The 22,374-nt window shown below is 44.0% G+C and carries 18 protein-coding genes and 3 pseudogenes; 16 read left to right on the top strand and 5 right to left on the bottom strand.

Annotation, left to right across the window (positions count from 1 at the left end):
- Positions 1 to 123 precede the first annotated feature (123 nt).
- The 9 genes and pseudogenes from Vt282_RS10825 to nqrM all read left to right on the top strand — a co-directional run bounded on the left by Vt282_RS10825 (position 124) and on the right by nqrM (position 8,213).
- Positions 124 to 429, top strand: coding sequence for a BolA family protein (locus tag Vt282_RS10825; RefSeq protein ID WP_162063369.1), 306 nt, complete (start codon positions 124 to 126; stop codon positions 427 to 429).
- Positions 430 to 843: 414 nt separating this feature from the next.
- Positions 844 to 2,184, top strand: coding sequence for a Na(+)-translocating NADH-quinone reductase subunit A (locus Vt282_RS10820; RefSeq protein WP_162063368.1), 1,341 nt, complete (start codon positions 844 to 846; stop codon positions 2,182 to 2,184).
- Positions 2,185 to 2,189: 5 nt separating this feature from the next.
- On the top strand, positions 2,190 to 3,431 hold the full coding sequence (locus tag Vt282_RS10815) for an NADH:ubiquinone reductase (Na(+)-transporting) subunit B (RefSeq protein ID WP_162045708.1): 1,242 nt from the start codon (positions 2,190 to 2,192) through the stop codon (positions 3,429 to 3,431).
- A complete protein-coding gene (locus tag Vt282_RS10810; protein ID WP_162045709.1) occupies positions 3,421 to 4,206 on the top strand; it encodes a Na(+)-translocating NADH-quinone reductase subunit C in 786 nt (261 codons plus the stop codon). The genes Vt282_RS10815 and Vt282_RS10810 overlap by 11 nt, the downstream gene beginning before the upstream one ends.
- Complete coding sequence (locus Vt282_RS10805; RefSeq protein WP_162045710.1) at positions 4,206 to 4,838, top strand: NADH:ubiquinone reductase (Na(+)-transporting) subunit D; 633 nt, start codon at positions 4,206 to 4,208, stop codon at positions 4,836 to 4,838. Before Vt282_RS10810 ends, Vt282_RS10805 begins: the two co-directional genes overlap by 1 nt.
- Before the next feature lie 7 nt (positions 4,839 to 4,845).
- Positions 4,846 to 5,436, top strand: a pseudogene (nqrE, locus tag Vt282_RS10800) (NADH:ubiquinone reductase (Na(+)-transporting) subunit E).
- A 33-nt stretch (positions 5,437 to 5,469) separates the two neighbouring features.
- Positions 5,470 to 6,693 carry an NADH:ubiquinone reductase (Na(+)-transporting) subunit F gene (gene nqrF / locus Vt282_RS10795; RefSeq protein WP_162063367.1) on the top strand — a complete coding sequence of 408 codons (1,224 nt, stop codon included), beginning with the start codon at positions 5,470 to 5,472 and terminating at the stop codon, positions 6,691 to 6,693.
- A gap of 259 nt (positions 6,694 to 6,952) precedes the next feature.
- Positions 6,953 to 7,957 carry an FAD:protein FMN transferase gene (locus Vt282_RS10790; RefSeq protein WP_162063366.1) on the top strand — a complete coding sequence of 335 codons (1,005 nt, stop codon included), beginning with the start codon at positions 6,953 to 6,955 and terminating at the stop codon, positions 7,955 to 7,957.
- Positions 7,958 to 7,979: 22 nt separating this feature from the next.
- Positions 7,980 to 8,213 (top strand): (Na+)-NQR maturation NqrM, encoded by a 234-nt coding sequence (gene nqrM, locus Vt282_RS10785; RefSeq protein ID WP_162063365.1) that lies wholly within the window; start codon positions 7,980 to 7,982, stop codon positions 8,211 to 8,213.
- Positions 8,214 to 8,269: 56 nt separating this feature from the next.
- On the opposite strand, the gene Vt282_RS10780 is transcribed toward nqrM, so the two are convergent.
- A complete protein-coding gene (locus Vt282_RS10780) occupies positions 8,270 to 9,484 on the bottom strand; it encodes a GGDEF domain-containing response regulator (RefSeq protein ID WP_162063364.1) in 1,215 nt (404 codons plus the stop codon).
- Positions 9,485 to 9,645: 161 nt separating this feature from the next.
- Between Vt282_RS10780 and dinB the strand changes: the two are divergent.
- The 4 genes and pseudogenes from dinB to Vt282_RS10760 all read left to right on the top strand — a co-directional run bounded on the left by dinB (position 9,646) and on the right by Vt282_RS10760 (position 13,597).
- Positions 9,646 to 10,705: pseudogene (dinB, locus tag Vt282_RS10775) on the top strand (DNA polymerase IV).
- Positions 10,706 to 10,750: 45 nt separating this feature from the next.
- On the top strand, positions 10,751 to 11,230 hold the full coding sequence (locus Vt282_RS10770) for a GreA/GreB family elongation factor (RefSeq protein ID WP_162063363.1): 480 nt from the start codon (positions 10,751 to 10,753) through the stop codon (positions 11,228 to 11,230).
- Positions 11,231 to 11,291: 61 nt separating this feature from the next.
- Positions 11,292 to 12,035, top strand: a complete 744-nt coding sequence (locus Vt282_RS10765; RefSeq protein WP_162063362.1) for a YggN family protein — start codon at positions 11,292 to 11,294, stop codon at positions 12,033 to 12,035.
- Between the two features lie 203 nt (positions 12,036 to 12,238).
- Complete coding sequence (locus tag Vt282_RS10760; protein WP_162045717.1) at positions 12,239 to 13,597, top strand: sodium-dependent transporter; 1,359 nt, start codon at positions 12,239 to 12,241, stop codon at positions 13,595 to 13,597.
- 70 nt (positions 13,598 to 13,667) lie between these two features.
- On the opposite strand, the gene Vt282_RS10755 is transcribed toward Vt282_RS10760, so the two are convergent.
- The 4 genes from Vt282_RS10755 to Vt282_RS10740 form a co-directional block, all read right to left on the bottom strand.
- Positions 13,668 to 14,759: a succinylglutamate desuccinylase/aspartoacylase family protein gene (locus tag Vt282_RS10755; protein ID WP_162045718.1), complete on the bottom strand. Its 1,092-nt coding sequence runs from the start codon at positions 14,757 to 14,759 to the stop codon at positions 13,668 to 13,670.
- A complete protein-coding gene (gene rimK, locus Vt282_RS10750) occupies positions 14,719 to 15,624 on the bottom strand; it encodes a 30S ribosomal protein S6--L-glutamate ligase (protein WP_162063361.1) in 906 nt (301 codons plus the stop codon). Before rimK ends, Vt282_RS10755 begins: the two co-directional genes overlap by 41 nt.
- Positions 15,624 to 16,067 carry an ATP-dependent zinc protease family protein gene (locus Vt282_RS10745; RefSeq protein WP_162063360.1) on the bottom strand — a complete coding sequence of 148 codons (444 nt, stop codon included), beginning with the start codon at positions 16,065 to 16,067 and terminating at the stop codon, positions 15,624 to 15,626. The genes rimK and Vt282_RS10745 overlap by 1 nt, the downstream gene beginning before the upstream one ends.
- A gap of 411 nt (positions 16,068 to 16,478) precedes the next feature.
- Positions 16,479 to 17,948 carry an aminoacyl-histidine dipeptidase gene (locus Vt282_RS10740; protein WP_162063359.1) on the bottom strand — a complete coding sequence of 490 codons (1,470 nt, stop codon included), beginning with the start codon at positions 17,946 to 17,948 and terminating at the stop codon, positions 16,479 to 16,481.
- A gap of 1,025 nt (positions 17,949 to 18,973) precedes the next feature.
- Here Vt282_RS10740 and Vt282_RS10735 point away from each other — a divergent pair.
- The 3 genes and pseudogenes from Vt282_RS10735 (at position 18,974) to frsA (ending at position 22,374) form a co-directional block, all read left to right on the top strand.
- On the top strand, positions 18,974 to 20,263 hold the full coding sequence (locus tag Vt282_RS10735; protein ID WP_162045720.1) for an NCS2 family permease: 1,290 nt from the start codon (positions 18,974 to 18,976) through the stop codon (positions 20,261 to 20,263).
- A 243-nt stretch (positions 20,264 to 20,506) separates the two neighbouring features.
- A complete protein-coding gene (gpt, locus tag Vt282_RS10730) occupies positions 20,507 to 20,971 on the top strand; it encodes a xanthine phosphoribosyltransferase Tet(34) (protein WP_162045721.1) in 465 nt (154 codons plus the stop codon).
- Between the two features lie 156 nt (positions 20,972 to 21,127).
- Positions 21,128 to 22,374: pseudogene (gene frsA / locus Vt282_RS10725) on the top strand (esterase FrsA).

Genomic DNA, 22,374 nt, shown 5'->3' with positions numbered 1-22,374 from the left:
TATATTTCAAATTATGTGAAATTGTCGCAGATGAGGGCTGAAGTGGAAACTAAAACCTTTTGATTTCTGCATCGCGGGATTATAGTGCGTTATCACGCTGTTAATAGGAAGTGGAGAAATACGATGATAGAAGAAACGATAAAAACTAAGCTGCATCAGCAACTGTCTCCGATTCATCTTGATGTCATCAATGAGAGTTATATGCACAATGTTGCTACGGGATCGGAAAGCCACTTTAAAGTGGTCGTGGTCAGTGAGCAATTTGAAGGTCTGAGACTACTTGCGAGGCACCGTTTAGTTAATCAAACTTTAGCGGATGAATTAGCCAATTCCATTCACGCGTTGGCGATTCATACTTACACTCCAGAGGAGTGGAAAACACAGCAATCAGCCCCGAATAGTCCAATGTGTTTAGGTGGTTCACACTAAATATCTGAAAGCAGCCGTTGCTGCTTTTCTTTTCTATAAAAACAACAGCAACATATATCTAACAAATAAACGCAATTAATTGCAGATGTTGCATTATGTTAAATTTTGTTAACGGGCGGGCGTGGCGACAATTTTCTTCGATGTGCGATGGCTCAAAAATATGACTATTGTTTAACCTTTCAAACTCAAATACCGTCATTTAATCGCAGTATCTCTCCCTTTGGTCATGGCATCATATTGAGAATTGATGATAGAATGACGCCCCTGACAAATCTCGCATATAATATGTGACGAGAATTTTAATAGGATGTTGCGATTTCGGTGCGAGTGATGCGCCGGGACCGGACACAAATGTCGTGTCTAAACGTTACGCAATTAAAGAATCTTTTTCCCGATAAAGTAGTGCAAGTGCGTATGATTACAATAAAGAAGGGTCTGGACCTTCCTATCGCAGGAACTCCTACCCAGGTGATTAATGATGGTAAAACCATCACAAAAGTCGCCTTGCTTGGCGAAGAGTACGTCGGCATGCGTCCTACTATGCATGTCCGCGTAGGTGATGAAGTGAAGAAAGCTCAAGTTCTTTTTGAAGACAAGAAGAACCCAGGCGTTAAATTTACTTCTCCAATTTGCGGTAAAGTGATCGAAGTGAACCGTGGTGCGAAGCGTGTGCTTCAATCAGTAGTGATTGAAGCTGCAGGTGACGAACAGGTAACTTTCGACAAGTTTGAAGCTGCTCAATTGGCAAGTCTTGATCGTGAAGCGATCAAAACTCAACTAATTGAATCAGGTCTTTGGACAGCTTTACGTACTCGTCCGTTCAGCAAGGTTCCAGCTATCGCTTCTTCTACAAAGGCTATCTTTGTAACTGCAATGGATACTAATCCACTTGCGGCTCAGCCTGAGTTGATTATCAACGAAGAGAAGGATGCGTTCGTCGCTGGTCTTGACGTTCTTTCAGCCCTAACTGAAGGTAAGGTTTACGTATGTAAATCTGGCTCAAGTCTACCTCGCTCTTCTCAATCTAATGTAGAAGAACACGTCTTTGATGGCCCTCACCCTGCAGGTCTTGCGGGTACCCACATGCATTTCCTATACCCAGTAGATGCAAACAATGTGGCGTGGAGCATCAACTACCAAGACGTGATCGCGTTCGGTAAATTATTCCTAACAGGTGAGCTATGTGTTGAGCGCGTTGTTGCTCTAGCGGGTCCTGTTGTGAATAAGCCACGTCTAGTTCGCACTGTTATTGGTGCAAGCCTAGATGAGCTAACAGACAATGAGCTAATGCCAGGTGAAGTTCGAGTGATTTCTGGTTCAGTACTTTCTGGTACTCAAGCTACTGGTCCTCTTGCATACCTTGGTCGTTACCATCTACAAGTTTCTGTTTTACGCGAAGGTCGTGAGAAAGAACTGTTCGGTTGGGCAATGCCTGGTAAGAACAAGTTCTCTGTTACGAAATCTTTCCTTGGTCACCTATTCAAAGGTCAGTTGTACAACATGACAACGACGACCAACGGTAGTGATCGTGCAATGGTGCCAATCGGTAGCTACGAGCGCGTTATGCCGCTTGATATTGAGCCGACTTTACTTCTTCGTGACCTGTGTGCAGGCGATACAGACAGCGCGCAAGCGTTGGGTGCGCTTGAGCTGGATGAAGAAGATTTAGCACTGTGTACCTATGTGTGTCCGGGTAAATACGAGTACGGTGTACTACTTCGTGAATGCCTAGACAAGATCGTGAAGGAAGGGTAATTCCAATGCTTAAAAAGTTTTTTGAAGACATCGAGCATCATTTTGAGCCCGGCGGTAAGCATGAGAAGTGGTTTGCTTTGTACGAAGCAACTGCAACCCTGTTCTACACTCCTGGCACAGTAACAAAACGTAGTGCGCATGTTCGTGATAGCGTTGACTTGAAACGTATCATGATCATGGTTTGGTTCGCGGTATTCCCAGCAATGTTCTGGGGTATGTACAACGCGGGTGGCCAAGCTATCGCAGCACTTAACCATTTATACACTGGTGAGCAACTAGCAGCAGTTGTGGCAGGTAACTGGCACTACTGGCTAACTGAAATGCTTGGCGGCACAATGGCTGCTGATGCAGGTGTTGGCAGCAAAATGCTACTAGGTGCAACTTACTTCCTACCAATCTACGCAACGGTATTCCTTGTGGGTGGTTTCTGGGAAGTATTGTTCTGTATGGTGCGTAAGCATGAAGTAAACGAAGGTTTCTTCGTAACTTCGATTCTGTTCGCATTGATTGTTCCGCCAACTCTACCTCTATGGCAAGCAGCGCTGGGTATTACCTTTGGTGTTGTAGTCGCTAAAGAGATCTTTGGTGGTACAGGCCGTAACTTCCTAAACCCAGCTCTTGCTGGCCGTGCTTTCCTTTTCTTTGCTTACCCAGGTCAAATCTCGGGTGATCTAGTTTGGACGGCAGCGGATGGCTTCTCAGGTGCAACAGCACTAAGCCAATGGGCTCAAGGTGGTAACGGTGCGCTAGTAAACACTATCACTGGTGCTCCAATTACTTGGATGGATGCTTTCATCGGTAACATTCCAGGTTCAATTGGTGAAGTATCGACGCTAGCACTAATGATTGGTGCAGCAATGATCGTTTACATGCGAATCGCTTCTTGGCGCATTATCGCTGGTGTAATGATCGGTATGATTGCTACTTCAACACTATTCAACGTTATCGGTTCAGATACTAACCCAATGTTCAGCATGCCTTGGCACTGGCACCTAGTCCTAGGTGGCTTCGCATTCGGTATGTTCTTCATGGCAACTGACCCTGTATCGGCATCATTCACCAACGGTGGTAAATGGTGGTACGGTATTTTGATCGGCGTGATGTGTGTGTTAGTTCGCGTAGTTAACCCAGCATACCCAGAAGGTATGATGCTGGCGATTCTATTCGCAAACCTATTTGCACCATTGTTTGACCATGTAGTCATCGAGAAGAACATCAAGCGGAGACTAGCACGCTATGGCAAGTAATAACGATAGCATTAAAAAGACGCTGTTTGTTGTTATTGCATTGAGCCTAGTGTGCTCAATCGTAGTATCAACTGCGGCGGTTGCTCTACGCAGCAAGCAACAAGAAAACGCTGTGCTAGATAAGCAATCTAAAATCATCGAAGTCGCTGGTATTCAAACTGAAGGCCAAAGTATCCCTACTCTTTACAAAGAGTACATTGAGCCTCGTTTGGTTGACTTCAAAACGGGTGACTTCGTTGATACTGCAAAAGACGGTTCAACGGCAGACACTTACAACCAACGTGCCGCAGCGAAAAATCCAGCTGAGTCAATGAAGCTAAGTGCTGAAGACGACAAAGCGAAGATCATTCGTCGTGCTGACACTGGTATTGTTTACCTAGTTAAACAAGGCGACAAAGTATCGAAAGTGATCATTCCAGTACACGGTACTGGTCTATGGTCAATGATGTACGCTTTCGTAGCTGTAGAAATTGACGGTAACACAATTGCAGGTATCACTTACTACGAGCAAGGTGAAACTCCGGGGCTTGGTGGTGAAGTTGAGAACCCAGCTTGGCGTAACCTTTTCGTTGGTAAGAAACTATTCGACGAAAACCACAATCCTGCAATCAAGATTGTAAAAGGTGGCGCACCAGCAGGTTCTGAGCACGGTGTTGATGGCCTATCAGGCGCAACACTAACTGGTAATGGTGTTCAGGGCACATTCGACTTTTGGTTTGGTAAATTGGGCTACGGTCCATTCCTTGCAAAAGTACGTGACGGAGGTCTGAACTAATGTCTAGTGCACAAAACATTAAAAAGAGCATTATGGCGCCGGTGTTGGATAACAACCCAATCGCGCTGCAGGTTCTTGGTGTTTGTTCTGCTCTTGCAGTAACAACTAAACTAGAAACAGCATTTGTTATGACGCTAGCGGTAATGTTCGTTACTGCTTTCTCTAACTTGTTTGTTTCACTAATCCGTAATCACATTCCTAACAGTGTGCGTATCATCGTTCAGATGGCAATTATCGCATCATTAGTAATCGTGGTAGACCAAGTGTTGAAAGCATACCTATACGATATCTCTAAGCAGCTATCTGTATTCGTAGGCCTTATCATTACGAACTGTATCGTAATGGGTCGTGCTGAAGCTTTCGCAATGAAATCAGAGCCAATCCCATCATTTATTGATGGTATCGGTAACGGTCTTGGTTACGGTTTCGTTCTTATCACAGTGGCGTTCTTCCGTGAACTGTTTGGCTCAGGCAAACTGTTTGGTATGGAAGTGCTTCCTCTAGTGAACAATGGTGGTTGGTACCAGCCAAACGGTCTGATGCTACTAGCACCATCAGCATTCTTCCTAATCGGCTTCATGATCTGGGCAATCCGTATTCTGAAACCAGAACAAGTAGAAGCGAAGGAGTAAGGACGACATGGAACATTACATTAGTCTGTTAGTTAAATCGATTTTCATCGAAAACATGGCTTTGTCTTTCTTCCTAGGTATGTGTACTTTCCTTGCCGTATCTAAGAAAGTTAAGACATCTTTCGGTCTAGGCGTTGCTGTAGTTGTTGTTCTAACAATTGCGGTACCGGTTAACAACCTAGTTTATACCTATGTATTGAAAGAAAATGCATTGGTTGCTGGTGTGGATTTAACATTCCTAAACTTCATCACCTTTATCGGTGTAATCGCAGCACTTGTACAAATCCTAGAGATGGTTTTAGACCGTTTCTTCCCACCTTTGTACAACGCGCTAGGCATCTTCCTGATCCGCTGATCTGTGTAATCTGTCGATGGCGTATCATTCATGGTACAACGTGACTACAACTTTGCTGAATCTATCGTGTATGGTTTCGGTTCCGGTGTGGGCTGGATGCTAGCAATTGTTGCTCTTGCAGGTATCCGTGAGAAAATGAAGTACTCTGACGTTCCTCCTGGTCTACGCGGTCTTGGTATCACGTTCATCACTGTAGGTCTAATGGCGTTGGGCTTTATGTCTTTCTCTGGTGTTCAACTGTAAGTCGGGTAAACCGCAGCAAATAAGGAATAGTTAATGTCTACTATTATTTTTGTAGTAATGTTTACCCTGATTATACTGGCGCTAGTTTTAGTGATTCTTTTCGCTAAATCTAAGCTAGTACCAACAGGTGACATTACAATTTCTGTGAACGGTGACGCTGATAAAGCGATCGTTACACAACCAGGCGGCAAGCTACTGACTGCTCTAGCAGGTGCTGGCGTATTCGTATCTTCTGCTTGTGGTGGCGGTGGCTCATGTGGCCAGTGTCGTGTAAAAGTTAAATCTGGCGGTGGTGACATCCTACCTACCGAGCTTGACCATATTACTAAAGGTGAAGCACGTGAAGGTGAGCGTCTAGCGTGTCAAGTGGCAGTGAAAACTGACATGGACATCGAGCTTCCAGAAGAAATCTTCGGCGTTAAGAAGTGGGAATGTACGGTTATCTCTAACGATAACAAAGCAACATTCATCAAAGAGCTTAAGCTACAAATTCCAGATGGCGAATCAGTACCTTTCCGTGCTGGTGGTTACATCCAGATTGAAGCGCCTGCTCACCACGTGAAATACGCAGATTTTGACGTTCCTGAGGAATATCGTGAAGATTGGGACAAGTTCAACCTGTTCCGTTACGAGTCTAAAGTGAATGAAGAAACGATTCGTGCATATTCTATGGCTAACTACCCAGAAGAGCACGGCATCATCATGCTAAACGTACGTATCGCAACTCCGCCACCAAATAACCCAGACGTACCACCAGGTATCATGTCTTCGTTTATTTGGTCTCTTAAAGAGGGCGATAAGTGTACAATTTCTGGTCCATTCGGAGAGTTCTTCGCGAAAGAAACGGATGCAGAAATGGTATTCGTTGGTGGTGGTGCAGGTATGGCACCAATGCGTTCGCACATCTTTGACCAACTTAAGCGTCTTAAGTCTACTCGTAAGATGTCTTACTGGTACGGTGCGCGTTCTAAACGTGAGATGTTCTACGTAGAAGATTTCGACGGCCTAGCGGCAGAGAACGAAAACTTTGTATGGCACTGTGCACTGTCTGATCCACTACCAGAAGATAACTGGGATGGTTACACAGGCTTCATTCATAACGTGCTTTACGAGAACTACCTACGTGATCACGAAGCGCCAGAAGACTGTGAATACTACATGTGTGGTCCACCGATGATGAACGCAGCTGTTATCGGCATGCTGAAAGATCTTGGTGTAGAAGATGAGAACATTCTTCTAGATGACTTCGGTGGCTAAATTTCTTCGTATTTGACACTGTAGCGTTGTTAGTAGTGTCAACTTACGCTAATCACATAGTTATCTATGCTCATAGCGATAAGTAGACACTACTGCCTAGCTACCGCGACAACTACTCGAAATTACCATCTAATATGGCTGACGTTTGTGTCAGCCATAATTTTATTAACTTAGTGAATATAAGAGAGCGGATGAATAGCAACAGTGGTTGTATTCGATAGTTTTCTTATGTTTTCTTTTTTGAGATAGGAGTAAACAAGTGAAAAAGTGGCTTGTTGCATTTGCTTCTCTTTTGGTGCTGGCCGGTTGTGAGCAGCCTGTAGAACAAATTCATCTAACTGGTCCTACGATGGGGACCACTTATAATATTAAGTATATCGAGCAAGAAGGGTTACCAACTCCGGAAGCGCTACAAACTGAAATTGACCGCCTGTTAGAGAAGGTTAATGATCAGATGTCGACTTACCGAGAAAATTCGGAATTGAGCCGTTTTAACCAGCATCAAGCCAATGATCCGGTAGAAATCTCACCAGAGATGACAACAGTGGTGAAAGAAGCAATTCGCCTTAACGGTCTTACTGAAGGTGGTTTGGATGTTACCGTTGGGCCGTTAGTTAACCTTTGGGGTTTTGGCCCCGAAGCGCGTCCTGATGTGGTACCAAGCGATGAAGAACTCGCTGCGCGTCGTGTGAATGTGGGTATCCATCATCTATCACTTGAGGGCAATAAACTGTCTAAAGACATTCCAGGCTTGTATGTTGACTTATCACCGATTGCTAAAGGCTGGGGTGTCGATGTGGTGGCTGATTACCTTCAATCAGAAGGCATTAAAAACTACATGGTAGAAGTCGGTGGTGAGATGCGTCTAAAAGGGGTAAACCGTGAAGGTATACCTTGGCGTATTGCGATTGAAAAGCCAACCGTGAATGAACGCAGTATCCAAGAGATCATCGAGCCGGGTGATATGGCGATTGCAACCAGTGGCGATTACCGTAACTATTTTGAAAGCAATGGTGTGCGTTATTCGCATATCATTAATCCTAAGACTGGCAAACCAATCAATCATAAAGTGGTGTCAGTAACGGTTCTTAACCCATCATCAATGACAGCAGATGGTCTGGCAACAGGTTTGATGGTGTTAGGCGAAAAGCGTGGTATTGAGATTGCCAATGAAAACAACATTCCAGTTTTCATGATTATCAAAACACCAGATGGCTTCAAAGAGCTGGCATCTGATGCCTATAAGCCATATATCAATAAATAATGAGCTAAGTGAGCGAATCAATATGAATACATTTCTGATTACTTTCGGCGTCTTCTTGGCAGTTATCGCTGCGATGGCGGTGGGTTATATTTTCCAAAAGAAGGTGGTAAAAGGCAGTTGTGGCGGCCTTGGGTCAGTGGGTATCGAAAAGGTATGTAACTGTCCTGAACCTTGTGATGCACGTAAAAAGCGTGAAGCTCGCGCAGCGGCTCGTGCAGAAAAATTGGCGGCGTGGGAAAAAGACCGTATTGCCTAATCAGGTGACAGTTTAAGAAAAACCGGCGTTTGCCGGTTTTTTTGTGTTGATAAAAGTTAGTGAGCGATCACTCTATTGCGACCGTTCTCTTTAGCCATATAGAGCCTGTCATCAGCTAACTTAATCTGTGTATCCAATGAGGGCTGAGCTATAGCAACGCCAATGCTGATGGTGACACGAATTTCGGTACCATTGTGATAAATGGTCGTTTGTTCTACGCGCTGTCTCAGTTTATCGAGTCGTTCAACAAAGTTATCGAACTCGCCACATGCTTGAATGCAAAACTCCTCTCCGCCAAATCGTGCTACCACATCTTCCGGAAAATAGAGCTGTAAAATTTTAGCGATCGTGATAAGAGCACTATCGCCACCATCATGCCCATAGGTGTCATTAACTTGCTTAAAATGGTCGATATCTAGCATCGCGATATTTCTGTCCTGGCAACCATTACAGGCTTGGTTAAACAGGTAGCGACGATTCCACAAACCAGTAAGGGCGTCTTGATTGGCCATACGATAAAGCTCATCATTTGCCTCTTTCATATCGAGAATTTGATGAATTCGGCAATAGAACTCTTCTGGATGAAAGGGTTTATTCAAAAAATCGTTTGCCCCAGCTTTGAGGAATTGAGCTGTTAAAATTGGGTCATCGGAGGCCGACAACCCAAGTACAGCGAGTTGATTTCTATTCCATGTTTGACGTATTTCTTGAATCATCGCGATACCATCTTTTTCTGGCATGTCATGATCAGTAATGACAAAGGTAATCGCAGGATCTTGCTTCAACAGGGTAAGTGCTTGCTCACCATTTTCCGCCTCAATGGTATCGATATATTGGTGCTGAAGTAATTGCACTACATGATTGCGAATAGTAACGGAATCATCGACAACGAGGCATTTGTGGTGTTTGTTCTTTTCAAGTCTTTGCACTAGCGCGAGTAAATAAGATACAGAAGCGGTATTGTCTTTAAGTAAATAATCGACAACACCTTTTGCCAGCATCTGTTCACGGACTTCAGCTTGAAAGCGAGCACTAAGCACGATGACTTTATGTTGGTAAGTTAGTGCTAACTCAATGGCCTCCCCATTGGGTCCATCAGGTAGGCAAAAATCGAGGATACAGCACAAAAAATCAGGCTGATGAGCGAGAATTTCTCGTGCTTCTGCAATGTTAACGGCACTGAATACGTCATAGCCAGCCTGCGTTAATTGCAGTTCCAAGTAGTTTCTAAAGGTAAGGCTATCCTCAATCAGTAAAATTTTCTTATTCACGCGACATCCATCTGCTACTGAATTATGTCAACCATCATAGGGAGTTATGATCGTCAGCGCTAACGACTGGTAGCGTAAATGATACTTGTGTAAAGAATATCGGTTTTCTTTATTGGTTATATTGAATATACTGTTTTTAAACAGTACCATTCAGGGCGCAAATGTCAGATCTGGTTCGAAAAATTATTCATGTTGATATGGATTGTTTTTATGCCGCTGTTGAAATGCGCGATTTTCCTCAATACCGTAACCGACCTCTTGCCGTCGGTGGCAGTGAAAAACAGCGGGGAGTGATTAGTACGTGCAATTATCAAGCACGTAGCTTCGGCGTGCGTAGTGCGATGCCAACTGGACGCGCGCTGCAATTATGTCCTGAGTTGTTGGTTGTGCCTGGGCGAATGGATGTATACAAACAAGTCTCGAAACAAATCCGAGCCATTTTTGAGCGTTACACGCCTATCATTGAACCGTTATCACTCGACGAAGCCTATCTTGATGTCACTCATGCAACGGCGTGTCGCGGCTCTGCAACTTTAATCGCTGAAGCAATACGTCGCGATATTTTTAATGAACTCAATTTGACTGCCTCAGCGGGCGTTGCGCCAATAAAGTTTCTTGCCAAAGTAGCTTCAGATATCAATAAGCCTAACGGGCAATGCGTGATCCCGCCGGATCAAGTACAGCAAATGGTGGATAAACTGCCACTGGAAAAAATTCCCGGTGTTGGCAAAGTGAGTTTAGAGAAGTTGCACCAAGCGGGTTTTTTCGTCTGTGAAGACATTAAGAACAGCGATTATCGTGATTTGCTACGTAAGTTTGGTCGCCAAGGCGAATCATTGTGGAAGCGCAGCCATGGTATTGATGAGCGTGAAGTGATTGTTGAACGAGAACGCAAATCGGTCGGGGTTGAACGTACATTCACGCACAATATTTCTAGCTATGAAGAGTGTTGGCAAGTAATAGAGGAAAAACTCTATCCAGAGCTAGAAGTGCGTCTTGCCAAAGCCAGTCCGGATAAAGCCATCATCAAGCAGGGGATTAAGGTGAAGTTCGCTGACTTTCAGTTAACGACGATTGAGCATATTCATCCTTATTTGGAGCTGGAAGATTTTAGTATCTGCTGCGAGACGTGCTTAAAAGGCAAAATGGGCGAGAAATTCGTTTGTTTTAAACGTGATGTTAAAGCCGGAAGAGCAGACTAAGCAATTAAGCTTCTTCTGAGTCAACGTGATATTCTTGCCTTATTGAACACTTTCTTTAATTCCTATGGATAAACAACCAATTTTCGATGCCATCATTGCCGCATTGCAAGATAAGCTTGAAGTGGCTCGCTCATCGACTCAAAGAGCGATTGATGCAGCAACGGACGAAGAGACCATCCCAGAACATAAATACGATACTTTAGCGCTCGAAGCCTCTTATCTTGCTCATGGTCAAGCTATGCGGGTACAAGCTTGCGAAGCGGAACTCGCCTCAATCCAACAATTTCAAATGCGTGACTATAGGGAGCAAGCTGTCGGTGTGGGCGCTTATGTTGAATTGGAGAATGATGAAGGCATGATGCAGTGCTTTTTTATTGCTCCTTGTGCCGGCGGGCTTGAGGTTCGTTTTGAGGAGCGGAAAATCTATCTACTTACCACTCAATCTCCTTTGGGAAAGCAACTTAAGGGTGCGTATGAAGGCGATGAGGTTGTACTTAAAATGGGCGACTTATCAACTGTTTATCAGGTAGTGACAGTACGCTAACACTTGTTGTTCGCAATGGTGTTATAGTGAAGTAAAGACAAGTAGTGATTAAGAGTAAGTTATGAAGCAGTTACTAGCGTTATCATTGATTTTGATCAGCAGCGGCAGCTATGCCGCTCAGTGTCGTGTTGATTTGCAAAATCAAGTCACTTTAGATGGTGAAAAAATCGCTATCACTCAAGCCGATGGTGATGTGGCAACGGTTGATGCTGACAATAACGTCTTTATTGATGGTAAAAAGCTGAACTTAACCCCTGAACAAGAGGCTGCTATCGCTGCTTATCGTCAAAAGATGAATGAATACCTCCCTCAGGCGAAACGTATTGCCAGTGATAGTATCGCTTTGGCAGATAAGATGATTGACGATATTGCCCAAAGTCTCGATGCCCCAGGGGCGTTTGATGATGTGAAAGAAGCGGTAAAAGAGTTTTATGCCGATGTAGAAGCACGTTACTACAAAAATGGCGATCTTGTATTACCAGCTCAAAGCTTCGATGAGATGACTCAAGAGTGGGTCGATGATTTTGCTAAAGCGAAAGAGATTTTTACCAATGAGTTTATTGGTAATGCGATGGGGGTCTTGTCAGAAAAGATGCAGCAAGATGGTGGTCTGAATTTAACTGAACTGTCCGAGCAGTTGTATGCATTGAAAGCTCGTATCGAACAGCGCATGGCGGAATATTCCAAACAGACAGAACAGCAGAGCAAAGAGTTCTGTGAATCTCTCGATGACATGGCACAGCAAGAGCAGGATGTGTTGAAAAAAGTTCCCGAGTTAAAAGATTATCAGGTGTTCTTGATTTAGTACATCGAGGATGAAAAGGCACTTTCGAGTGCCTTTTTTTATACCTGTGAGTCACGATTAGTCTGTTTTGTGCCGTTATTGAATAGTGATATGACCTGCAAGCTCGCTGAATCACCGAAATATTTCACTATCGGATATTGATTTAATTTACCGAACGATATAATGTACTAGTCAACTAGTTTGTTGATGTTTGTGTGAGTAGTATGGCGCAAGAAAATTCAAATCGTGAACTGTTTGGTTCGCGTCTCGGCTTTATTCTTGCCGCAGCGGGTGCTGCGGTAGGTTTAGGTAATATTTGGGGCTTTCCAACCCAAGCGGCGAGCAATGGCGGCGGCGCATTCTTATTGGTTTACCTTATCCTGATCTTTGTTGTGGCATTTCCAATGCTGGTGGTAGAGATGGCTATTGGTCGCTATGGTCAAGCAAACCCAGTTGATAGCATGCGTTCACTCACTTCCAATCCTTTAGGTAAGAATGTTGGTAGCCTTGTTGGTTGGATTGGCTTAAGTGTTCCTTGTGCCGTATTGGCTTTTTACAGCATCGTTGGCGGTTGGTTGATCTGCTTCTTGTTAGGCGCATTTACTGACATTTTAGGTTTGGAAGGGGCAACGGCTTGGTTGAAAGGGTTTAGTGTAGAACGCAATCTGTTTGGTACTGTCGTTTTCTATGTTCTCACTATTTTGATCGTTCAAGGCGGCGTGAAACAAGGCATTGAAAAATGGTCGACTCGCTTAATGCCTGCGCTATTTATTTTGTTTGCGGTATTGTTTGTGTACATCATGACACAAAACGGTGCGATGGAAGGCTTAAAGCACTACTTGGTTCCTGATTTTGACAAGTTACTCGATCGTAAGATGATTCTTGCTGCAATGGGTCAAGGTTTCTTTTCATTGACGATCGGCGGCTGTTCAATGCTTATCTACGGTTCATACTTGAGTAAGAAAGAGAACCTACCAAAGATGGCGTTCAACGTGACCTTGGTCGATACTGCAGTGGCATTTATTGCTGGTCTAGTGGTGATGCCTGCGATGTTTGTCGCAATGCAAAAAGGGGTTCAAATCTACGCAGATGATGGTTCACTACTCAGTTCAGATACGCTGGTATTTACCGTACTGCCATTGATGTTTGATAGCTTGGGTTTACTTGGTCAAGTATTTGCGATGGTGTTCTTTGTTCTGTTGACGATTGCGGCATTAACGTCGTCAATCTCAATGTTGGAATGTCCAGTTGCTTTAGTTGGTGAGCGCTTTAACACCAAACGTGGGCCAACAAGCTGGGTGCTAGGTGGTTTGATCGCTCTATTTAGTATCGTCATTGTATTTAACTTTGGTTCGATGTTTGGTTTTGTTGCGATGATAGCGACGCAATATTTACAACCCATTGCTGCACTATTGTTCTGTATCTTTGGTGGTTGGGTATGGAGCCGTAATGCCAAAATCAAAGAGCTGGAACAAGGTTTCCCTGAGTTCACCCAAGGTTGGTTTGGCAAAGTATGGCCAGTATACGTGAAGTTTGTTTGCCCATTATTGGTGGCAACGGTTATTTGGGCTTCATTTGGTTAATTACAATCACTAACGTTCAGCTAATAAAAAGCCCGCTTTGAGAGCGGGCTTTTTGGCATCGAGTCATTAATTAAGATGGTGTCACGATTTGACCGGTCGTTAGAGGCTCAAGGTCGGCATCGATAACATCTTCGATAAATTCTTCTACTGCTTGTTCTACTTCTTCGTCATCACCTTCAAAGTAAGCAAGGTGGAAGATTGCGTCACCTTCATTAACAAGAGGGAGCGTTTGTTGACCAATGACAATGCCACCTTTACTGGCCTTTAGTTCAATTTCACTATGGCCTAGAGGTGCACTGATATAAGCAAGTACTTGGCCTTTTTCTACTTTTTCACCCAAAGTAACGAGGGTGCGCAGAATGCCATCGCTTTCAGCTCGCAACCAACTGGTTGATTTAGCAATCACTGTTGTCGGGAGCTTTTTACGGCTCGCACGAAGCATACCAATCGCCTGCATGACACGCTGTACGCCAAGGAAACCTGCATTAATACAAATTGGTTCGAAGCGTAGCGCTTCACCCGCTTCATAAGTCAGTACCGGAATGCCTAGACGCTCAGCTTCACTGCGCAATGAACCATCGCGAAGTGGTGCATCAACCGTTACTGGTGTGCCAAATGCTTGTGCGATGCGTAACGTTTCAGGGTTACTTAAATCAGCACGAATTTGTGGCAGGTTAGTTCGGTGAATTGCACCTGTGTGCAGATCGAGGATATAGTCGCAACGTTTTGCTACTTGAGAGAAGAAGGTATGCGCCATACGTGAAGCCAGCGAACCTTTTTCACTTCCCGGGAAGCAGCGGTTAAGATCTCGGCGATCCGGTAAGTAACGAGACTTATGGATAAAGCCGAAGACGTTAACGATAGGCACAGCAATTAGCGTGCCTTTTAACTTATTAGCATCAATGGTGTTGATCAGTTGGCGCACAATTTCTACGCCATTTAGCTCGTCACCATGGATAGCGGCGTTCACCATCAATACAGGGCCTTCCAGTTTGCCATTGATGATTTCGACCGGAATCGATAAAGGAGAGTGAGTGTAAAGCTTGGCAGCTTCTAACTCGATGACCTTTCTTTCTCCCGGTGCCACAACGGCACCGAGAAATTCAAAAGCACGATTCTTTTTAGCCTTTGCCACGTGTTTTAGTCCTTTTGCTTGCCGCATTTTTCTCAATAAATTCGACAATCATTCCAGCAATGTCTTTACCAGTTGCGGCCTCAATACCTTCAAGACCTGGAGATGAGTTCACTTCCATCACTAGTGGACCACGTTCAGAACGCAGTAGGTCAACCCCAGCCACATTTAGCCCCATGATTTTCGCAGCAGCAACCGCTGTACGGCGTTCTTGAGGAGTAATTTTTACTAATGACGCAGTACCGCCACGGTGAAGGTTAGAACGGAATTCACCTTCTGCACCTTGACGCTTCATTGCTGCAATCACTTTATCACCGATAACGAAACAACGGATATCCGCACCGCCGGCTTCTTTGATGTACTCTTGAACCATGATGTTCGCTTTTAGGCCCATGAACGCTTCAACTACGCTCTCTGCTGCCTTACGAGTTTCAGCTAGAACAACACCGATACCTTGAGTACCCTCAAGCAATTTGATTACAACGGGTGCACCACCAACCATTTCTAGTAGGTCTTTAACGTCATCCGGCTTGCTCGCAAAGCCAGTAATAGGCATGCCTACGCCCTGACGAGATAGCAATTGCATTGAGCGCAGTTTGTCTCGAGAGCGTGTGATCGCTACAGATTCGTTGACTGGGTAAACACCCATCATTTCAAACTGACGTAGTACTGCTGTGCCGTAGAAAGTTACTGATGCACCGATGCGAGGAATGATCGCATCATAGCCCGAAAGCTCTTCACCTTTATAGTGAATTTCTGGCTTTTCGGAATTGATATTCATGTAACAGCGCAGAGCATCAACGACTTTTACTTCATGGCCTCGAATCTCACACGCTTCGATCAGACGACGAGTTGAGTACAGATTCGCATTGCGAGACAGAATACCAATTTTCATTAATTATTTTCCTCAAACGGGATTAAAAACGATTCAACAGGGTCCACTTGAATACGATCGTGCATTGCTGTACGACCAAGTAGCATACGAAACGCCATGTTTTCACGGTTATTTAGAGTCAACTCGATTGGCCAAGTTTGGCCGCCTAGACTCATTTCTGTTTCGATTACGTAGCGTTTTTCTTCGTGGCCGCCTGAATCACGAACAACACGTTCGTCAATTACTTTTGCTTCACATACCACTTCTACTTCCGTGTTGTGCTGAATTGGGTGTAACCAAAAACGCACCCATTGTGTCTCTTCCTTTGAGAAGCTCTCTACTTTAAACGCGTGTAAGCAAGATGTTCTAGCACCGGTATCGATTTTAGCGTTAATTTTATCAATACCTAGGCCTGGTAGGCTTAGCGTCTCACGCCAACCCACGAGCATTTTTTCTTTCTTCATCGCAGTCATTCAGTTATTTGTTAGTACCAAAAAGTGTCAATATCGTCCTTTACCAAATATGGCAGGCATGCCGAGAGCACATTAGAATTAGCTTGATTTATAATCAATGCCAACAATCAATGTCTCAAAGTGTGCGCTTGAGAACGACTACCTATTACAGATTAGTACATGAGAGAAATAAGACACTCCGGGATGGAGTGCTCCCAACATAACAACACGGTGTTATGGCTTGAAGAAGGCAAGATGGTTTGCCCAAAGACGCTTCAAGGTGGGGGACTGTAACAACCTGACTTACCTGTGACTAACGAAAATACACTATCGTTACGATAAAATTTATTTGTTACAGTAAAAAGCCAGCTAATGCAAGCTGGTTTTTCAGATTAATTTAACTTATGCGAAATGGCTTATTCACTATTTGTTTGGAATATTTTCCAATAGTGCAACCATTTGTTCCCAAAATAGTGCCACGCTGCTGATTTCTACTTTCTCATCAGGTGAGTGTGGGAACTTGATCGTTGGGCCAAATGACAGCATGTCCATGTGTGGGTATGGTTCTTTAAATAGACCACACTCAAGACCGGCATGAATTACCATGATGTTTGGCTTACGACCATAGATGTTCTCATACAGATCGCGGAAGACATGCATGATTTCTGAATCTGCGTCAGGCTTCCAGCCAGGGTATGCGCCGCTGAATTTGATTTCAGCACCGGCCAGTTGAGCAACAGAGGTTAGCGTGCTTTCTACTTGTTGGCGACCTGAGTCAATCAGAGAACGAATCAAACAAAGGATAGTCACTTTATCTGCATCAGTCGTGATAACACCAACGTTTAGTGATGTTTCAACCACGCCTTGAATATCATCGCTCATACGTACAACGCCATTTGGTAGCGCATTTAGCGTTGCAATCAAGCGTTGCTGAGTTGCTTGAGTGAATACGCCATCGTTAACAGCAACGTCTTGATTGAATGTCACGATATCGGTTTCAACTCGACCTAGTTCAGCGCGCAATAGATCTGTGTAGAATTCAAATAACTCGGCAAGTTTTGCCTCGTTCGCGGCTGGAACAGCAACAGTCACAAATGCTTCACGAGGAATAGCGTTACGTAAGCTGCCTCCACGGAATTCCACCAAGCGTAGGTCTAGCTCTTGTGCGTGACCAGCTAGGAAGCGAGCAAGAAGCTTGTTCGCATTACCACGACCAGTGTGAATGTCACAGCCTGAGTGACCACCTTTTAGACCTTTTAGAATCAGTTGACGTGTGGTGTAACCTGCAGGGATTGCTTCACGCTCAACAGCGACAGTCAGTTCACCATCAATACCGCCAGCACAACCCATGTAGACTTCACCTTCTTGCTCTGAGTCTGTATTAAGAAGGATGTCACCTTCTAACCAACCCGCCTCAAGGCCAAATGCACCAGTCATGCCTGCTTCTTCATCAATCGTTAGCAGAACTTCAATTGGACCGTGTTTGATATCAGTAGATGCAAGCACTGCCAAGCAAGATGCCATACCCATACCGTTATCTGCGCCGAGCGTAGTGCCTTTCGCTGTAACCCATTCACCATCTACATATGGTTGGATTGCGTCAGTCGTGAAGTCATGTTGTGTGTCTTCATTTTTTTGCGGCACCATGTCTATGTGCGCTTGTAGTACCACACCTTTTTTGTTTTCCATGCCTGGTGTCGCTGGTTTTTTGATAAATACGTTACCAGTAGGATCGCGGCGAACATCTAGACCTTGCTCTTGTGCCCAGCTAACAATGTATTGCGCTAGCGCTTCTTCATGTTTTGATGGGTGAGGGATAGAACAAATTTTGTCAAAGAACTGCCAAAGTGGAGCAGGTGATAATTTACTGATTTCAGAATGGAATTCAGACACGGATGACTCCTTAAAATACTAAAGACCAGAGTATATTGAAGTGATAACTGCCACGGATGGCATGAAATACTAGGGTTGGTCTACAAAATTAGAAGAAGCTAGCATATCACTCTCCTTTATTAGTGAGTAGGGGATAAAGACGATTTGTTACAGCTTTATTGTTGAAATCTTGCCGGCGGTGCTTAGCCAATCGTGTGCCCAATCGTGTGCGTATGGTTTTGTTGTGATTGGTCGTAAAACGTTCTGAAAATGTAATTTACTTACAGAATAAGCTTGATCTAGATCATTTTTAAGAAAAGTGTGACTTTTATCATCAATGCTATTGTAATTTTATTTCTTTAGGGTATATTTGCACCAACTTCGTTATTCGAAGGAAAAAATGCTCAAAGGATGAGTCCGATTTATCGCCTCCAAGGAACCGAGAAATCAACGTTTTGTTTAATTGCATTGATTTAAAAGGTGATAGCATGAAAGGTTTACCAAGTGCAATGTTCTGGATAAACAGCTCTGTTTATACTAGTAATTTTGTATACCCAACAAGCTTTGGCTACTAAGTTTTAGTTTGTTTCGAACAGTTTTGTTCACCCCCTATTTTTAGAATTTTTTACAGCAGCCTGTTTTTTGCTGACATGATTCAACCGCCACTCAAATTGAGTGGCGTTTTTTATCTGCAGTTTGATGATTTGAGCAAAATTCCTCTTCAAATCCTACCGAGGCAGAGATATTTCGCTTTGCTTGACCATATTCCACGCTTTTCTTTGGCCACTTCGAGTCAAATTACCTTGAAAATTTATTACATCGCTCGCTAAATCTACAATTTTATGCTTGCAACGAATTTAATCTTATTTGTTGAAAATAAAGAAAATATTTGTTTGATTCGAATGATGTTTTGCAAGGGATGAAAAATTTGAAAGAAAATATAACTTAGAGTGATAATTCTATCTAGAATTTGCTTTTTGATAACTCTATAATCCGTGCCAATCGATTACGCAAACGTTTACTTAATTTTCCAATAGGATTCAATCATGCTCGAAAAACTGTTCAAGCTCAGCGAAAACGGCACGAACGTAAAAACTGAGCTCGTCGCGGGTATTACTACCTTTTTGACGATGGCTTACATCATCTTTGTTAACCCTGCAATGTTGGCTGATGCTGGCATGGATAAGGGTGCAGTGTTTGTTGCTACCTGTCTTGCTGCTGCTATTGGCTGTTTTGTTATGGGTATCGTGGCGAACTACCCAATCGCTTTGGCTCCGGGTATGGGTCTTAACGCATTCTTCACTTACGGTGTTGTTTTGGGCATGGGGCATACTTGGCAAGTTGCGTTGGGCGCAGTTTTTGTGTCTGGTTTGCTATTTATGGCATTGAGTGTTTTTAAAGTCCGTGAATGGATCATTAACTCGATTCCACTGTCACTGCGTACAGGTATTTCTGCCGGTATCGGTTTGTTCCTTGCATTCATCGGCTTGCAAAATGCGGGTATTGTAGTGGATAACCCAGCAACACTGGTTAGTCGTGGTGATATCACTAGCCTTAAGCCTGCGCTAGCAGCACTGGGTTTCTTTTTAACAATAGCGCTTGTTTATCGTGGCGTTCGCGGTGCAGTTTTAATTGCCATTCTTATCATCACTGCGATCGGTATTGTGGTGGGTGATGTTCAGTACGGCGGCATCATGTCTACACCTCCAAGCATCGCACCAACATTTATGCAAATGAACATTGCTGACGTATTTGAAGTTGGCATGATCACGGTTGTATTTGCGTTCCTATTTGTCGACTTGTTCGATACCGCAGGTACTTTGGTGGGAGTTGCGACTAAAGCAAACTTAATGACTGAAGACGGTAAGTTACCTCGTCTAAGTAAAGCGCTATTGGCTGACTCAACAGCAACGTCAGTGGGTGCAATGCTAGGTACTTCGAGCACGACATCATTTGTTGAATCAACAGCAGGTGTTGCTGCTGGTGGTCGCACTGGTCTAACGGCAGTGGTTGTAGGCGTACTATTCTTATTAGCGCTATTCTTTGCTCCGCTAGCGGGCATGATCCCAGCATATGCGACGGCAGGTGCACTGTTCTACGTTGCAATTCTAATGATGTCTGGTTTGGTAAGCGTTGATTGGCGTGACCTAACAGAAGCGGCGCCAGTGGTTGTAACGTGTTTGCTGATGCCACTGACATACTCGATTGCAGAAGGTATTGCGTTTGGCTTTATCTCTTACGCGGCAATCAAATTGCTAAGTGGTAAAGGTCGTGAAGTATCGATCAGTGTATGGTGTCTATCCGCGCTATTTATTCTTAAATACCTAGCAATGTAGTAGGTAGATTCCACTAACCAATTGACGATTAGTGGAATTAAGTCATTTATCGGGAGCGAAAGCCATAGTGGAACTGTCTACTATGGCTTTTTTTATAGTTGGTATTGTTACGCTGTTTAGGTAGAATAATCGTTTGCGTAGCTTCTGTCCCCGTATAGCTGTTCGCTTTCTGCTGGTTGCTGTATGAACGCTAATTTGGCGTATCAGCGGGACGTAAAACTTTCAAATAATTAGGTTACTACAATGAGTAAAAAATTCGTTATCACTTGGGACACCATGCAGAATTACTGCCGTCAATTGGCAGAAAAACAAATGCCTGCTGAACAATGGAAAGGTATTTGGGCGGTTAGCCGTGGTGGTCTAGTTCCTGGCGCAATCCTTGCGCGTGAACTGGGTATTCGTTACGTAGATACCATCTGTATCTCAAGCTACGACCACGATCACCAACGTGATATGAGTGTACTAAAAGCGCCAGAAGGTGATGGTGAAGGTTACCTAATCGTAGAAGACCTAGTAGATAGCGGTGATACTGCACGTAAACTGCGTGAAATGTACCCGAAAGCAAAACTGATTGCGGTTTGTGCTAAACCATCAGGTGCTGCACTGCTGGACGAATACGTGGTTGATATCGCTCAAGACACATGGATTGAGCAACCATGGGATACAACTGTTCAGTACGTTGAGCCTATCAATCGCAAGCAGAAATAAAGTTTGCAGATATTCAAAGATGACCCGCAAGGGTCATTTTTTTTACCTATTCGTTATTTATGGTGTGAATTCATAATACGGTAAGCCATGAATTGCCTTCTCTGTTATTGCTGATTAGGTTTATTATGATTACGAATGTCTTAGTTAGGTAGCACCATGTCAGAAACAGATAACACCAACCTCTCTGAAACTCTTTTTGTGAAACATAAACAAGCTAAAGAAACGTCAGAGTTAACGCGTTACATGCCAACCAACCAAGAGTTGCTGGATGAAATGCGTGAGAAAGGGCAATCCAACTGGTACCGCAATTTACATCGTCTGCAATGGTCATGGCAGGGTATCGACCCGATTGAAATGGAAGAAGTGTTAGCGAGGATTGCTGGCTCACAACACTCTCGTACGCATGATAAATGGCTCGACACGGTAATGGGTTATCACAGTGGCAACTGGACTTATGAGTGGACCAAACTGGGTATGGAGCACCAAAAAAAAGGGCATGAATTAGTCGGCGATGAGGGGGCGAATGAACTGTTTACCGCCTCACTGTGTTTTAGTATTGCTGGTTACCCACACCTCAAAAATGACAATCTTGCACTTCAAGCGCAAACCCTAGCCACTAAGGCTTATAATGATGCTGCTAAGAAAACGCAATTTGTTATTAAACGTATCGAAGTGCCGTACAAAGGCAAAAAAATCACCGCTCATCTTCATCTGACAAGCACTGAAAAACCTCAACCCGTGGTGATCGTTAGTGCTGGTTTGGATACGCTGCAAGGGGATATGTGGCGATTATTCCGTGATTATCTTTCAAAGAAAAATATTGCGATGTTAACCGTGGACATGCCGTCGGTCGGTTATTCTAGTCACTGGCCGTTGAGCGAGGATTCGTCGTGTTTGCATCAAGCGGTACTCAATGAATTACCGTCAATCCCATGGGTAATCATTACCGCGTTGGCTTAATCGGTTTTCGCTTTGGTGGCAATGCGTTGGTGCGTTTGTCTTTTATGGAACCAACGAAAATTAAAGCCTGCGTGACCATGGGCGCTCCAATTCATGATGTGCTTTCTTCGCCGGATAAATTGAAGAAAATGTCGAAAATGTATCTCGATTTATTGGCGGCACGTTTGGGTAAGGAAGTGGTGGACATCAATAGCTTGGCAGGACAAATGCGAGCTTGGTCTTTGAAAGCTCAAGGTATTTTGGCGAGCCGTAAGACTCGAGTGCCAATTTTAGCAATGAGTTTAGAGGGCGATCCGGTCTCACCTTATAGCGATAATCAATTGGTGGCATTATTTAGTGATTACGGCAAAGCAAAGAAAATAAGTGCAAAGACAATTTCACAAGGATATGAGCAATCCCTCGATTTAGCGATTAAATGGCTAGAAGATGAGTTATTAAGGTGA

Source organism: Vibrio taketomensis, from assembly GCF_009938165.1.
Taxonomy (GTDB): domain Bacteria; phylum Pseudomonadota; class Gammaproteobacteria; order Enterobacterales; family Vibrionaceae; genus Vibrio; species Vibrio taketomensis.
This window is presented reverse-complemented; position numbering and strand designations above follow the sequence as displayed.

Excerpts from the sequence above, each read along its gene's own strand:
- Vt282_RS10735 (WP_162045720.1), top strand. The coding sequence starts at position 18,974 with ATGCTCGAAAAACTGTTCAAGCTCAGCGAAAACGGCACGAACGTAAAA.
- rimK (WP_162063361.1), bottom strand. The coding sequence starts at position 15,624 with ATGAAAATTGGTATTCTGTCTCGCAATGCGAATCTGTACTCAACTCGT.
- Vt282_RS10820 (WP_162063368.1), top strand. The coding sequence starts at position 844 with ATGATTACAATAAAGAAGGGTCTGGACCTTCCTATCGCAGGAACTCCT.
- Vt282_RS10765 (WP_162063362.1), top strand. The coding sequence starts at position 11,292 with ATGAAGCAGTTACTAGCGTTATCATTGATTTTGATCAGCAGCGGCAGC.
- nqrM (WP_162063365.1), top strand. The coding sequence starts at position 7,980 with ATGAATACATTTCTGATTACTTTCGGCGTCTTCTTGGCAGTTATCGCT.
- gpt (WP_162045721.1), top strand. The coding sequence starts at position 20,507 with ATGAGTAAAAAATTCGTTATCACTTGGGACACCATGCAGAATTACTGC.
- Vt282_RS10755 (WP_162045718.1), bottom strand. The coding sequence starts at position 14,759 with ATGCGGCAAGCAAAAGGACTAAAACACGTGGCAAAGGCTAAAAAGAAT.
- Vt282_RS10760 (WP_162045717.1), top strand. The coding sequence starts at position 12,239 with ATGGCGCAAGAAAATTCAAATCGTGAACTGTTTGGTTCGCGTCTCGGC.
- Vt282_RS10825 (WP_162063369.1), top strand. The coding sequence starts at position 124 with ATGATAGAAGAAACGATAAAAACTAAGCTGCATCAGCAACTGTCTCCG.
- Vt282_RS10810 (WP_162045709.1), top strand. The coding sequence starts at position 3,421 with ATGGCAAGTAATAACGATAGCATTAAAAAGACGCTGTTTGTTGTTATT.
- nqrF (WP_162063367.1), top strand. The coding sequence starts at position 5,470 with ATGTCTACTATTATTTTTGTAGTAATGTTTACCCTGATTATACTGGCG.
- Vt282_RS10815 (WP_162045708.1), top strand. The coding sequence starts at position 2,190 with ATGCTTAAAAAGTTTTTTGAAGACATCGAGCATCATTTTGAGCCCGGC.
- Vt282_RS10805 (WP_162045710.1), top strand. The coding sequence starts at position 4,206 with ATGTCTAGTGCACAAAACATTAAAAAGAGCATTATGGCGCCGGTGTTG.
- Vt282_RS10745 (WP_162063360.1), bottom strand. The coding sequence starts at position 16,067 with ATGAAGAAAGAAAAAATGCTCGTGGGTTGGCGTGAGACGCTAAGCCTA.
- Vt282_RS10770 (WP_162063363.1), top strand. The coding sequence starts at position 10,751 with ATGGATAAACAACCAATTTTCGATGCCATCATTGCCGCATTGCAAGAT.